Genomic DNA, 12,209 nt, shown 5'->3' on the forward strand with positions numbered 1-12,209 from the left:
CGGCTTGTCGGCGGCGGGCTTGCCGGCGGCGCCCTTGGCTGCGGCGGTCTTGGCTGCGGCAGGCTTGGCCACAGCCGCCCGCTTGGCGACGCTCCGGCGCGGCTTCGCCGCCGCGGCGGCGTCTTCGGCGAATCCCGGGCGGCCGAAATCGCGCTTGCCGCCGCGCTTGCCGAGCAGCCGCGCCGGGCCGAGCACGATCGCATGCGACAAGGCCTTGCACATGTCGTACACGGTCAGCGCCGCGACCGTGGCCCCGGTCAACGCTTCCATCTCGACCCCGGTGCGATGGGTGGTGCGCACCGCGCAATCGATCGCCAGGCTGCGTTCGCCGTCCCAGCCGATGTCGATCCGGCAGCCGTCGATCGGCAGCGGATGACAGAACGGAATCAGCTCGTGGGTGCGCTTGACCGCCATCGTGCCGGCGACGATCGCGGTATCGATCACCGCGCCCTTCTTGCTGCGCAACCCGCTGGCGCGCAACTGCGCGGCGACCGCGGCCGGAAACGTCACCCGGCAACGCGCCGCGGCTTCGCGCGCGGTGGTCGCCTTGGCGGACACGTCGACCATCGCCGGACGGCCGTCGCGATCGATATGGGTCAGGGCGGAATCGGCGCTCAAATCGTCACACTCCAGCGTAGTCCGTACCCCGGCTCGCGCGGCCCGAACAGAAAATGCAGCACCCGCCGCCGGCCCTGCGGTCGGACCGCCTTGGACGAGGCATGCAGCAGCAAGGGTTGCATGATAAGCAGATCGCCGGGCTGCGCGCTGCATTCGGTTTCGCCCGCGGCGGCGCGCAAGGCCTGCGCCTGCGGCGCGCGCAAACGCCCGTGCCGGTGCGAGCCCGGCACCACCCGCAGCGGACCGTCGCCGCCGCCGCAGGGATCCAGGTGCAGGCGCACCACAGTCAGCCGCTCCAGCAATCCCACCGACGGCTGGACGAAATCCGCCCCCTGCTTGCGCGACCAGCCGCGCAACTGCGGATGTTCGATGCGCTCGGCGACCGGCACCGACAGATCCTGGTGCCAGGCGACCTTCCAGTTGCGCGACGCGCTCTTGCGGAACAGGCTGGCTTGCACCGCGACGGCGTCCGCGTCGAGCACGCCCGACGCCGCCAGCAGGCGCCGCAAGGGCGCCACCCAGGCCGCGCAACCGGCATCGGCGAGCAGATCGCGGCTGCCCGCCTCGGCCTCGTCGAGCCCCTGCACCGCCGCATCGGCCTGCGCGCTCGCCCGCGCCAGGTCCGCACCGGACAGCGCGCCCGGCCACAGCAGGAAACCCTGGCTGCGCAATCGCTGCGCCCCCGTCGGCTGGACATGCGCAGCGGCGATCGCGTTCATGCCTGGATTGTGCCCGCTCCGCACGACCTGCGCCGCAGCGCTCAACCGCCGATCAGGAACATCTCCACGTGCCGGCGCGGGCGCGGCGCGTCGGCGGCGCGCAACTCGCTGTAGCGGTCGCCGCGTTGCGACCACAGCCGGGCCAGGTGGGCGGCGAAGGCGTCCTCGCCCTGGGCCAGCGGCGGGCGCAGATCGCTGCCTTCGGCGGCGAACAGACAGGTGTACAGACGACCGTCGGCCGAGACCCGGGCGCGATGGCAGTCGCCGCAGAACGGCGCGCTGATCGAGGAGACGAAGCCGATCTCGCCGGCGCCGTCGACGAAGCCGTAGCGCGAGGCGACTTCGCCGCGGTAGTTGGCGTCGAGCGCGCGCAACGGCCAGCGCGCGTGGATCCGGTCGCGCAGCGCCTGCGAGGGCACTACGCCGGCCCGGCTCCAGCCGTTGCAGTTGCCGACGTCCATGTATTCGATGAAGCGCAGCACGTCGCCGCCGGCGCGGAAGCGCTCGACCAACGGCAGCACCTGGTCTTCGTTGACCCCGTGCTGGACCACGCAATTGAGCTTGATCGGCCCGAACCCGGCCGCATGCGCCGCATCGATCCCGGCCAGCACCTGCGCGACCTCGCCGCGGCCGCCGGACAGGCGCCGGAACAGGGCCGGGTCGAGCGCGTCCAGGCTGACGGTGAGACGGCGCAGGCCGGCCTCGCGCAGGGCCTTCGCCTGCCGCGCCAGCAACGAGCCGTTGGTGGTCAGGGCCAGATCGTCCAGGCCGGGGATCGCCGCCAGGCGCGCGATCAGTTCGGGCAGACGCTTGCGCAGCAGGGGTTCGCCGCCGGTCAGGCGCAGCTTGCTGACCCCGATGCGGACGAAGCCGCGCACCAGGGTTTCGATCTCGTCGAAGCTCAGCCGCCCGGCCGCATCCAGGCCGTAGTCGTCGCCGACCCGATCGGCCGGCATGCAGTACGGACAGCGAAAATTGCAGGCATCGATCAGCGACAGGCGCAGGTCGCGCAGCGGCCGGCCGAGCCGGTCGAGCGGCAGCGCCGGCGCCGCTTCGCCAGCGGCCCGTGCGGCAAGCTCCTGCGCTGCGACGGCATTCACCTAGGACGGCACCTGGGTCGGATGGGGTTCGGCCAGCTCGATCACCTCGCCCGGCCTGCCCACACGATACCCCCGCGCGGCCAGCACGTCGCCTTCCTCGCGGCTGCCGTAGTGGTACAGGACGCAGCGGTTCAGCAACTCGCGCGGGTATTCGCGCTCCAGGTCCTCGATGCCGCTGTGCGAGGGGTTGCCGTGCAGGGCGCAGTCGTGGGCGATCAGTTCGCCGGCGTCGGCGTACTTGGCCAGTACCTCGGGAATCGGCCGGGTGTCGCCGGTCCAGATCGCGCTGCCGCGCAGGCGCAGGCCGAAGGCGCTGTCGGGCCAATGGTGGCGGGTGGCGAACACTTCCAGGCGCTGGCCGTCGTGCCAGAAATGGCCGCTGACCGGAACCAGCTGGAACGCGTCCCAGAAGTTCACCCCGCCCTCGGCCAGCACGTTGGGGTAGTCGGCCACGCGCTGGTGCAGCAAAGGCACCACCGGCGCCGGCACGTACAGGCGCACCTTGCCGCGCTTGCGCGGATCGAAATAGTGGGCGACGAACAAGCGTTCGAAGCCGGCGACGTGATCGAGGTGGGTGTGGGTGACGAACAGCGCTTCGGGCATCCGGCCGTAGTGGGCCAGATACGCAGTCAGGCCTTCGCCGCCGCAGTCGACGGTCAGCCACGGCTCGCCGTCGCGCTCCAGCGTCGCCATCGCCGAACCCAATTCCACCGCCGACGCATTGCCGACGCCGTGCAGACGCAACCGCCAACTCATGCCCACCCTCGCCTTGACCGAACACTCTTTCAGTAACCACGTTCCCAGGCGCGGTCATAGGCCGTGCGCAGTCGGGCGAAATCGCGCTCGACCTCGGCCGGCGAACGCGCGCCGCGCAGCTTCAGCAGCGAACGCAGCAGCCGGGCCAGATTGCGCTCGCGCCAGGCGGTGGCCGGGATCCGGATCGCGCCGCGGTCCAGGTCGATGACCCAACCGCGACCGCCGCTGTCGAACAACAGATTGGTGGCGTTGAGGTCGGCGTGGTCGAGCCCGGCGCGGTGGCAGCGCGCGATCAGCCGGCCGGCCTCCTCCCAGGGCGCGCCGTCGCCGGCGACCGCGGCGCGGTCGGCCAGCGAACGCACGTCGTTCAGGCGCTCGATCAGGATCGCCGCGTAATAGTGCAGTCCGTCACGCCGGTACCAGGCCGCGACCGGCATCGGCACCGGCAGGCCCTTGCGCGCGACCTCGCGGGTCAGGCGGAACTCGGCGAAACTGCGGGTGCGGTGGGCGCCTTGCCACCAGTAGCGGTCGCGGTTGAAGCGCGCGACCAGGCCGCCGCGCAGGTAGCGCCGCAGCACCGCCTGGCCGAACGGCGCGTCCACGAACCAGGCCCCGCCGCGACCGCCGCTGTCGACCGGACGCGCCTTGGCGCCCCAATGCGCGGGCGAGAACCACTCCGGCAGCGCTTGCTGCACCCGCTCGCGGTCGAACAGAATCGCACCGTAGCCGCTGTCGTCGCGGTACGGCGTCAGTCCCTCGGCGGCGTCATAACCCGTCATCCGTCCGAGTCTAACAAGCACGTGAGCCAATCGCCTCTCAGTTCTTCGCCTTCCCTGTGCCTGTTGCGCCTGTCGGCGCTGGGCGACGTGACCCATGTCGTGCCGCTGGTGCGGACCCTGCGCGCGGCGCGCCCGCAGGCCTCGATCGTGTGGCTGATCGGCAAGGGCGAACGACGCCTGCTCGACGGCCTGGAGGGGGTCGAGTTCGTCGAGTACGACAAGAAGACCGGCTGGGCCGGCATGCGCGCGGTCGGCCGCGCGCTGCGCCAGCGCGAACTGCCCGACGGGCGCTTCGAGGCGCTGCTGCAGATGCAGGTCGCCGCGCGCGCCAACCTGCTGTCGGCCTTCGTTCCGGCCCGGCGCCGGGTCGGCTACGACCGCGCCCGCTCCAAGGACCTGCATGGCCTGTTCGTCAACGAACGCATCGCCGATCGCCCCGGCATCCACGTGCTCGACGCGATCGGCAGCTTCTGCGAACCGCTGGGGCTACGCCAGACCGAAGTGCGCTGGGACCTGCCGGTGCCCGACGAGGCGCGCGAGTGGGCGCGGGCGCAGTGGCCGCAGGACGGCGTGCCGACCCTGCTGATCTCGCCCTGCTCCAGCCACGTGCTGCGCAACTGGCGCAACGAACGCTATGCCGCGGTCGCCGACCACGCCGCCGATCGCGGCTGGCGGGTGGTGCTCTGCGGCGGCCGCAGCCAGCTCGAACGCGACACCGCCGACGCCATCCTGGCCGCGATGCGCCATCCCGCGCTGGACCTGGTCGGCAAGGACACCCTCAAGCAACTGCCGGCCCTGCTCGAACGCGGCCAGTTGCTGATGACCCCCGACTCCGGGCCGATGCACATCGCCAACGCCATGGGCACCAAAGTGCTGGGCCTGCACGCGGCCAGCAATCCGGCGCGCAGCGGGCCTTACAGCGACCGCCGCTATTGCGCCGACCGCTACGACGACGCCGCGCGCAAGTACCTGGGCAAGCCCGCGGCCGAGATCGGCTGGGGCCGCAAGATCGAGCACGACGGAGTCATGGACCTGATCACGGTCGACGACGGCATCGCCGCGTTCGAGCGCTACCGCGCCGACCACCCGGCGCAAGCGGGCGCCTGAGCACGGGCCAGCGGCCCGGTTGGCCGCCGGCCGGCGCTGGCCGAGCTTCTACTCCATACGGCTACGTATACCCTGCTCGCCGAACCCCCGCCGCATCCCGCCCGGACCGCCGGCGCGGCCCGAATCGGCCGGGTTTTGCGTTGAAGAAGGTGCGGTGTCGTCTGACCGACACGGCCCGATGCGACGTTGAACCGTCCCCAACGAGACGCTGCCCATGGCTTCGGCCGCCTACGCCGGTTTCCACGCGCCGCCGCCCGGCTCCCTGCCCGCCGACCTGGAGGCCCTGCTGCGCCTGTGGCGGCGCCAGCATCCGCCGTTGCTGCAGTTGCTCGCCGAACTGGGCTGCACGGTGATCGATCACGACTACCAGCCCGCCCTGCTCGACCCGGAAGGCTATCTGAGCCGCGCCGACCTGGCCGATCCGATGGTGCGCGCGCGCTGCGCCGCGATCGAGGGCGTCAGCGCCTACATCAGCTTCGTGATCGAGAACGACGAGGGCGAGGTGATCGGCTATTGGCACGGCCCGGAGCAGCGATCGCTGCACGAGGCGCCGATCGTCAAGCTCGATGCCCAGGGGCGCTTCCAGCTCTTGCCGGGACGGCACCTGATCGAGGCCCTGCTCGGCGAATTCGGCCGCGCCGACCCGGCGGAGGCGGGCGATTTCGCCCGCCTGTTCGCCGGGCTCGGCATCGCCGCGCCGAGCCGCGGCCGCAGCGAGCCGGCCTGGCCGGACGCGACCACCCATCCGGCCAGCCTGCAGCAACGCCTGTACGAGGCGGCGCTGGATCCGCGCCGCCACTGAGCCGCGGGCGCGGCCCGCGGCGCGACCCTCAGCCGATCGGGCCGCTGCCGTAGTCCTGGTAGGACTTCTCTTCGACGTAGGTCGAGCCCAGGGCGATGTTGATCTGCTTCTTGACCCGCGCGCGCTCGTCGTTCTCGACATAGACCGAGCGCGCCAGGCGGATGAACTCGGCGTCGAACTCCTGGCGCTTTTCCTTGATCCGGATGTCGTCCTCGATCACCCACAGGCGCTCGTTGACCGCCTTGAGGTCGGCGCGCAGGCGGACGATGTCGTGGCCGGCGGCCGGGTGCGCCATCCAGGTCTTCTCCAGCGCGGTCAGCTCGTTGCGCACGTTGACCAGCTTGGCCTCGTCGCTCATGCGCTCGGACTTGATCTGCAGGATCGCGATCTTGTCGAGCAGTTCGCCAAAGGACACCGGAACCAGGATTTCGGACATGTCGCGCAGCCGTTCGTCAGCGTAGGGGCGGCTAGTGTAGCCCGCCGCGATCCGGGTCGCCGGGCGGCCCGGCACGAAGCGCTTGTCGGCGGGCGCTGCACCCCGTATCATTCTCGGCTCGCACGCACCCGGAGAGGTGGCAGAGCGGTTGATTGTACCTGACTCGAAATCAGGCGTACGTTTATAGCGTACCGGGGGTTCGAATCCCCCCCTCTCCGCCAGATACGCAACACGACGGGCCCCTCGGGGCCCGTTTTGTTTTTGGCGATGCGCCCGACGGCACGTTCGTCCACGCGACCGCGCGCGGGTCCGCTCCGACGAGGGTCGCGGCGCGCTTCATCGCCGGTTGGGCCGGCGCAGGCCAGGCTGCCCGCTGCGCTTGGCTGCATGCACGCCGACTCACGCCGGCAGCCGGGCGACGTTATCGAACGCATACACGGCCTTCATCCCGCCTCGGGCATGAAGCCGTGCAGGGATCACGCTTTCTTGCTACGCGGCCGCTGGACCGCGATGATTCCGTTCATTGCATTGGCGCACACGACGGACGCGAACGGCACGACCGGCAGATGATCGAATTCGGACACCTCACGCACGTCGGCCTGCGCCGCGAACTCAACGAAGACACCTACTACGGTGACAGCGAACTCGGGCTGTGGCTGGTCGCCGACGGCATGGGCGGCCACGAATACGGCGAGGTCGCCAGCGCGCTGGCGCGCGAGGTGATCGTGCGCGAAGTGCGCAACGGCACCGCGCTGGCGCAGGCGATCCGGATCGCCGACGAAGAGATCATCCGCATGTCGCGGCGGCGCAACGAAGCCCTGCCGATGGGCACCACCGTGGTCGCCGCGCGGATCGCCGGCAACCGCTTCGAAGTGGCCTGGGTCGGCGACAGCCGGGTCTACCTGTGGCGCGACGGCCACCTGGCCCAGCTCTCGCAGGACCACAGCTACGTCCAGGAGCTGATCGCCAACGGCGCGATCACCCACGAGCAGGCGCGCAGCCACCCGCACCGCAACGTGGTGACCCAGGCCCTGGGCGTGACCGATCCGCGCAATCTCAACGTCGAGACCATGACCGGCGAACTGCGCTCGGGCATGCAGTTGCTGCTGTGCAGCGACGGCCTGACCGAAGAGGTCGACGACCGCAGCATCGCCCGGGTGCTGGCGCACAACGATTGCAGCGCGCAGGAATGCGTCGATTCGCTGGTCGCCGCGGCCCTGGACGGCGGCGGTTCGGACAACGTCACCGTGGTGCTGGTGCGCAGCCACTGAACCGCGCCGGCCCGGCCGACGGGCGCTTTTAGACGAACGCCCGAATACCTAAGAAATTCCAAACATTTCCAAAACCGCGCCGCGGACCGGCGCGCGCTTTGCGTGCGCGGCTCGCGCGGCTCAGGCCTCGGCCGCTTCCAGCGCCGGCTCCGGCAGGACCTGGTCCCACACGCACTTGCCGGCCTTCTTGCGCAGTTTTTCCAGCCGCGCCCGGTGCGCGGCCAGTTCGTCGGCGTGCACCACCACCCGCGGCCGCGCCGCGCCGAGGTCGACCTGGAGGCTGACCTGGGCCTCCTGCGCCGCCACCGCGGTGTCGCCGAAGCCGATCTCTTCCTGGCCCGAGGTCAGGGCGATATAGACCTCGCCGAGGATCTGGGCGTCGAGCAGCGCGCCGTGCAACTGGCGGTGCGAGTTGTCCACGCCCAGCCGCTTGCACAGCGCGTCCAGCGAGTTGCGCTGGCCGGGGAAGCGCTGCCGCGCCAGCAGCAGCGAGTCCTCGATGTTGCTGACGTGGTCGGCGAGCTTGCCGTACTGGGCGCCGCAGATCGACAGCTCGTTGTTGAGGAAGCCGACGTCGAACGCCGCGTTGTGGATGATCAGCTCGGCGCCCTGGATGAAGGCCAGGAATTCCTCGACCACTTCCTCCATGCGCGGCTCGTTGGCCAGCCGCTCCAGCGACAGGCCGGTGACTTCCTGCGCGCCGGCCTCGAACTCGCAATCGGGCTTGATGTACTGGTGGTAGGTGCGGCCGGTCGGGCGGCGCTCGACGAACTCGACGCAGCCGATTTCGACCACGCGATTGCCGCGTTCCCAGCTCAGGCCGGTAGTTTCGGTGTCCAGGATGATTTGGCGCATGGGGGGATTGTAGCCAGGAGCGAGCGAATAGGAGTTAGGAGATAGAAAGCAGGAGCGGAGCCGCTTTCGCTATCTCCTATCTCCTCTCCGCTATTTCCCAGCTTTACGGCCGATAGGGCCGCAGCCGCTCCGCCTGCACCCGCGCCAGGGTGTCCACGCGCTCGTTGTCCGGGTCGCCGGAATGGCCCTTGACCCATTTCCACTCGATCGAATGGCGCAGGCTCGCGGCATGCAGGCGCTCCCACAGGTCGCGGTTCTTGACCGGGTCGCCGCCGGCGGTCTTCCAGCCCTTGCGCACCCAGTTGTTGATCCACTGGGTGATGCCCTGGCGCACGTACTGCGAGTCGGTGGTCAGCACCACCTTGCACGGTTCGTTGAGCGCTTCCAGGCCCATGATCGCGCCCATCAGCTCCATGCGGTTGTTGGTGGTGTCCGGCTCGCCGCCGGACAGCTCGCGCTCGCGGCCCTTGTAGCGCAGCAGCGCGGCCCAGCCGCCGGGGCCGGGGTTGCCGAGGCAGGCGCCGTCGGTATTGATTTCCACGAGCTTGTCGGCGCCCGGACTGGTTTGGCTCACGCAGCGGTTTCTCTTGAACGGCAGCCGGACATTATCGCCGTTGCGCGCCCCGGGTCGAGCCGCGCTGGGCGCGCGGAATCAGTCCGCCGCTGCCCTGCCAGCGCAGCAGCTGCAGCCGCGGCGGCGGAATCGCCGCATGCACGCGCTTGGTCAGGCTCAGCGCGACTCCGGCGCGGAACACATCGGCCGCGGCCACCCCGGCGTCGCCGTGGGCGACCCGCCAGCGCGGCCCCAGCCATTGCAGGCTGACCGCATCGGAGGAAAAGCCGGAGCTGCGCAGCATCGCCTGCCAGTGGCCGGCATCGCGGGCGGTCAGGCCGCTGCGCGCCCAGCGCAGCCGATACGGGCTCCAAGGGTTCAGGGTCGCCAGCCACAGCCGCCCGCCTGGGGCCAGGATCCGCGCGCATTCGCCCAGCAGCGGCCGCGGGTCGGCGCCGTCGTCGAACACGTGCTGCAGCAGGACCGCGCCGAAGGCCTCGCTGGCCAGCGGCAGCGGCAGCCGGCAGCGGACCGCGCCGTCGAAGCCATAGCGGCTGCGGCGCAGGGCCACCCCGCGCCCGCCCGGCGCCGACGCCGCGGGCAGCCCGAACCAGGCCCAGGGCAAGGCCGGGCTGGCCGCCAGGACCCGGCTCATCGCCGCCGCCTCGACCTCGAGCAGGCCTTGCCCGGCGACCTCGCCGAACCAGCGCAGGGCGCCGGCGGGGTCGACTTCGGGTTGACGGCCGTGGGACAGGGCGGGCATGGTCGCGTCTCGCAGGGACGGGGCGGAACCGGCGGGGACCGTCGGCGGCGCCGAAAGCGGCGCCCGGACGGAGCCGGAGTTCGCCGCCATGGTCGCAGATCGCGGTTACGCCGGCGTGGTCCGGCCATCGCCGGCGGCGGCGAGCCGCCCTCCCCGCGAACCGACCGGCGGCCGGCCCAGGGCCGGCCCCGACCGCGGCTGGCTCTCGCCCGGACGGTGCGCCTGCGGCGCCGGCCGGACCAGCCCAGCCACCCGCCGACGGCGCGCCGCCGGCGTCCGCCAGGAGACCGACCATGCGGCTGCTCGCCCTGCCCGCCCTCAGCGACAATTACATCTGGGCCCTATGCGGCAGCGACGACGAGACCGCGCTGATCGTCGATCCGGGCGACGCCGCGCCGGTGCTGGCCGCGGCCGCCAACGGCCTGCGCCCGGTCGGGGTCTTGCTGACCCACCACCACAACGACCACATCGGCGGCACCGCCGCGCTGTGCGAGCGCTGGCCCGGCCTGCCGGTGTTCGCTCCCGACGACGAACGCATCGACCAGGCCACGGTGCGGGTCGACGACGGGTTGCGGGTCCACGTCGCCGGCTGGACCCTGCAGGTCCTGGCCGTGCCCGGCCACACCCGCAGCCACGTCGCCTATTACCTGGACCGAAGCGGCCAAGACGGGCAGCGCCTGCTGTTCAGCGGCGACACCTTGTTCAGCCTGGGCTGCGGCCGCTTGTTCGAAGGTACCGCCGCGCAGATGCTGAGCTCGCTGACCCGGCTGGCCGCCCTGCCGGACGACACCCGGGTCTGTTGCGGACACGAATACACCCTGGCCAACGCCGCCTTCGCGCGCGTGGTCGAACCCGACAATCCGGCGCTGCGGCGCCGCATCGAACAGGCCCAGACCATGCGCAACGCCGGACGCCCCTCGGTTCCCAGCTCGCTCGCCGAGGAACGCTCGACCAACCCCTTCCTGCGCAGCCGCGAAGCCGCGGTGCTGCGTTCGCTGACCGCCCGGCTCGGCCGCGCGCCGGCCGACGAGGTAGAAGCCTTCGCCGAATTGCGGCGCTGGAAAGACGGGTTCCAGGCGTGAACGCGGCCGCGTCGCAAGGCGTCCGCCGGCTCGCCCTGGGCGCGGCCCTGGCCTGCGCGCTCGGCCTCGGCCTCGGCGCCGCACCGGCGGCCGCGGCCGAGCCCGCCGTCGATGAGGCCGCCGCCAGCACCCGCAACGGCCGCGAGATCTACCGCCGCTTCCGCGAGGGCCTGGCCGACCCGAACTGCGAGCCCGGGGTCAGCAGCCGCTGGCGCCAGCACTTCGCCACCGCGCCCAAGCGCCTGGCCCGCTCCGACGACGACCTGCTGCCGCTGTTCGGCTACGTGGTCGACGCGTTGCGCGAGGCCAGCCTGCCGACCGAGTACGCGCTGATTCCGTTCGTCGAAAGCGGCTACCGCCCCGGCGCGCGCAGCGCCGCCGGCCCGGCCGGGCTGTGGCAGATGATCGCGATGACCGCGCGCAACCATCGCGTGCCGATCCGCGAGGGCTACGACGGCCGCCTGTCGCCGGTCGAGTCGACCCAGGCCGCGGTGCGCTATCTCAAGACCTTGCACGGCATGTTCGGCGGCGATTGGCGGCTGACGGTGATGGCCTACAACGCCGGCGAGTACCGGGTGCTCAACGCGGTACGGCGCGCCGGCACGCCGATCGCCCAGACCCGCCACGACAGCCTCAGCGGCCTGTCCGAGATCACCACCGCCTATGTGCGCAAGCTGCACGCCCTGTCCTGCCTGATGGAACAGGCCGACGACCGCGACGAGTGGCTGGCCGCGCTGGACCGCCCGGTGCCGCGGCTGGAGGCGGTGCAGGTGCCGGCCGACGTCGACAGCATCGGCGAGTGGGCCGCGCGCACCGACCAGGACCCGGCCCGGCTGCTGCGCCTGAACCCGGCCTTCCGCGACGGCCGCATCGCCCGCTCCGGCGGCAAGCGCGCGCCGTTGCTGGCGGTGGCCAAGCCGGCGATCGGCTCGCCCGGGCCGGTCGCGGCCGAGGTGGCCGTGGCCGAAGGCGCGCTGCCCTCGAGCCCGGCCAGCGCCATCGAAGGCTCCGCCGCCGACGCAGCGCTCGCCCGCGCCCCGGCCGAAGGCGCGCCGCCGGGCGAGCCAGGCGCCGTGCGCCGCCATACCGTCGGCCGTGGCGACAACGCCTGGACCATCGCCAAGCGCTACCGGATCCGCGTCGCCGACCTGCTGCAGCGCAACGGCCTGAGCCCCAAGGCCGTGCTCAAGCCGGGCCAGGCCTTGCTGATCGACGCGCCGGGGCGCAAGCAGGACTGAGCCCCGGCCGGGTCGGAGCCAGGGAGGACTGCGCAGGCGCCAGCGAACTGCGCTAGCGCCGCAGGCGATCGGCGCGGTCCGCGCCTATCGCCCGCCCCCATGCAGACGCTCGGCCGGGTTGGGGCGAATC

13 protein-coding genes, 1 tRNA gene and 1 pseudogene are annotated in these 12,209 nt (G+C 71.8%); 6 read left to right on the top strand and 9 right to left on the bottom strand.

The window, feature by feature from the left end; all coding sequences use genetic code 11:
- Positions 1-141: 141 nt before the first annotated feature.
- The 5 genes and pseudogenes from moaC to AC3A57_RS10515 all read right to left on the bottom strand — a co-directional run.
- Positions 142-618, bottom strand: a pseudogene (moaC, locus tag AC3A57_RS10495) (cyclic pyranopterin monophosphate synthase MoaC); the annotation flags it as partial.
- A complete protein-coding gene (locus tag AC3A57_RS10500) occupies positions 615-1,337 on the bottom strand; it encodes a phytanoyl-CoA dioxygenase family protein (protein ID WP_487578875.1) in 723 nt (240 codons plus the stop codon). The gene AC3A57_RS10500 and the pseudogene moaC, both read right to left, overlap by 4 nt.
- A gap of 41 nt (positions 1,338-1,378) precedes the next feature.
- Positions 1,379-2,377 (bottom strand): GTP 3',8-cyclase MoaA, encoded by a 999-nt coding sequence (gene moaA / locus AC3A57_RS10505; RefSeq protein ID WP_487579233.1) that lies wholly within the window; start codon positions 2,375-2,377, stop codon positions 1,379-1,381.
- A 60-nt stretch (positions 2,378-2,437) separates the two neighbouring features.
- Positions 2,438-3,193 carry an MBL fold metallo-hydrolase gene (locus AC3A57_RS10510; protein ID WP_487578876.1) on the bottom strand — a complete coding sequence of 252 codons (756 nt, stop codon included), beginning with the start codon at positions 3,191-3,193 and terminating at the stop codon, positions 2,438-2,440.
- A gap of 29 nt (positions 3,194-3,222) precedes the next feature.
- A complete protein-coding gene (locus tag AC3A57_RS10515; RefSeq protein ID WP_487578877.1) occupies positions 3,223-3,972 on the bottom strand; it encodes a 3-deoxy-D-manno-octulosonic acid kinase in 750 nt (249 codons plus the stop codon).
- 21 nt (positions 3,973-3,993) lie between these two features.
- Between AC3A57_RS10515 and AC3A57_RS10520 the strand changes: the two genes are divergently transcribed.
- Positions 3,994-5,079 (top strand): glycosyltransferase family 9 protein, encoded by a 1,086-nt coding sequence (locus AC3A57_RS10520; RefSeq protein ID WP_487578878.1) that lies wholly within the window; start codon positions 3,994-3,996, stop codon positions 5,077-5,079.
- 214 nt (positions 5,080-5,293) lie between these two features.
- Positions 5,294-5,881 carry a hypothetical protein gene (locus AC3A57_RS10525; RefSeq protein WP_487578879.1) on the top strand — a complete coding sequence of 196 codons (588 nt, stop codon included), beginning with the start codon at positions 5,294-5,296 and terminating at the stop codon, positions 5,879-5,881.
- Positions 5,882-5,909: 28 nt separating this feature from the next.
- Here the strand turns inward: AC3A57_RS10525 and AC3A57_RS10530 are convergent, their stop codons facing one another.
- Positions 5,910-6,317, bottom strand: coding sequence for a DUF6165 family protein (locus tag AC3A57_RS10530; protein WP_487578880.1), 408 nt, complete (start codon positions 6,315-6,317; stop codon positions 5,910-5,912).
- 130 nt (positions 6,318-6,447) lie between these two features.
- Here AC3A57_RS10530 and AC3A57_RS10535 point away from each other — a divergent pair.
- A tRNA-Ser gene (locus AC3A57_RS10535) sits at positions 6,448-6,538 on the top strand.
- A 345-nt stretch (positions 6,539-6,883) separates the two neighbouring features.
- Entirely contained in the window at positions 6,884-7,588 is a 705-nt protein-coding gene (locus AC3A57_RS10540) for a PP2C family protein-serine/threonine phosphatase (RefSeq protein WP_064746225.1), read from the top strand.
- Positions 7,589-7,708: 120 nt separating this feature from the next.
- On the opposite strand, the gene dnaQ is transcribed toward AC3A57_RS10540, so the two are convergent.
- From dnaQ to AC3A57_RS10555, 3 genes are all read right to left on the bottom strand, one after another.
- On the bottom strand, positions 7,709-8,443 hold the full coding sequence (gene dnaQ / locus AC3A57_RS10545) for a DNA polymerase III subunit epsilon (protein ID WP_487578881.1): 735 nt from the start codon (positions 8,441-8,443) through the stop codon (positions 7,709-7,711).
- 103 nt (positions 8,444-8,546) lie between these two features.
- Positions 8,547-9,017 (bottom strand): ribonuclease HI, encoded by a 471-nt coding sequence (rnhA, locus tag AC3A57_RS10550; protein ID WP_343225760.1) that lies wholly within the window; start codon positions 9,015-9,017, stop codon positions 8,547-8,549.
- Positions 9,018-9,048: 31 nt separating this feature from the next.
- Positions 9,049-9,759 (bottom strand): methyltransferase domain-containing protein, encoded by a 711-nt coding sequence (locus tag AC3A57_RS10555; RefSeq protein ID WP_487578882.1) that lies wholly within the window; start codon positions 9,757-9,759, stop codon positions 9,049-9,051.
- Positions 9,760-10,052: 293 nt separating this feature from the next.
- On the opposite strand from AC3A57_RS10555, the gene gloB reads away from it, so the two are divergent.
- Together gloB and AC3A57_RS10565 are read left to right on the top strand one after the other, a co-directional pair.
- Complete coding sequence (gene gloB / locus AC3A57_RS10560) at positions 10,053-10,841, top strand: hydroxyacylglutathione hydrolase (protein WP_487578883.1); 789 nt, start codon at positions 10,053-10,055, stop codon at positions 10,839-10,841.
- Entirely contained in the window at positions 10,838-12,079 is a 1,242-nt protein-coding gene (locus tag AC3A57_RS10565; protein ID WP_487578884.1) for a lytic transglycosylase domain-containing protein, read from the top strand. Before gloB ends, AC3A57_RS10565 begins: the two co-directional genes overlap by 4 nt.
- Positions 12,080-12,209: the final 130 nt, after the last annotated feature.

It is taken from the genome of Lysobacter sp. Soil_C_15, assembly GCF_057657315.1.

Bases quoted from the DNA above. Each gene is read 5' to 3' on its own strand.
- AC3A57_RS10500 (WP_487578875.1), bottom strand. From the start codon at position 1,337: ATGAACGCGATCGCCGCTGCGCATGTCCAGCCGACGGGGGCGCAGCGA.
- AC3A57_RS10510 (WP_487578876.1), bottom strand. From the start codon at position 3,193: ATGAGTTGGCGGTTGCGTCTGCACGGCGTCGGCAATGCGTCGGCGGTG.
- AC3A57_RS10515 (WP_487578877.1), bottom strand. From the start codon at position 3,972: ATGACGGGTTATGACGCCGCCGAGGGACTGACGCCGTACCGCGACGAC.
- AC3A57_RS10525 (WP_487578879.1), top strand. From the start codon at position 5,294: ATGGCTTCGGCCGCCTACGCCGGTTTCCACGCGCCGCCGCCCGGCTCC.
- AC3A57_RS10530 (WP_487578880.1), bottom strand. From the start codon at position 6,317: ATGTCCGAAATCCTGGTTCCGGTGTCCTTTGGCGAACTGCTCGACAAG.
- AC3A57_RS10540 (WP_064746225.1), top strand. From the start codon at position 6,884: ATGATCGAATTCGGACACCTCACGCACGTCGGCCTGCGCCGCGAACTC.
- dnaQ (WP_487578881.1), bottom strand. From the start codon at position 8,443: ATGCGCCAAATCATCCTGGACACCGAAACTACCGGCCTGAGCTGGGAA.
- AC3A57_RS10555 (WP_487578882.1), bottom strand. From the start codon at position 9,759: ATGCCCGCCCTGTCCCACGGCCGTCAACCCGAAGTCGACCCCGCCGGC.
- gloB (WP_487578883.1), top strand. From the start codon at position 10,053: ATGCGGCTGCTCGCCCTGCCCGCCCTCAGCGACAATTACATCTGGGCC.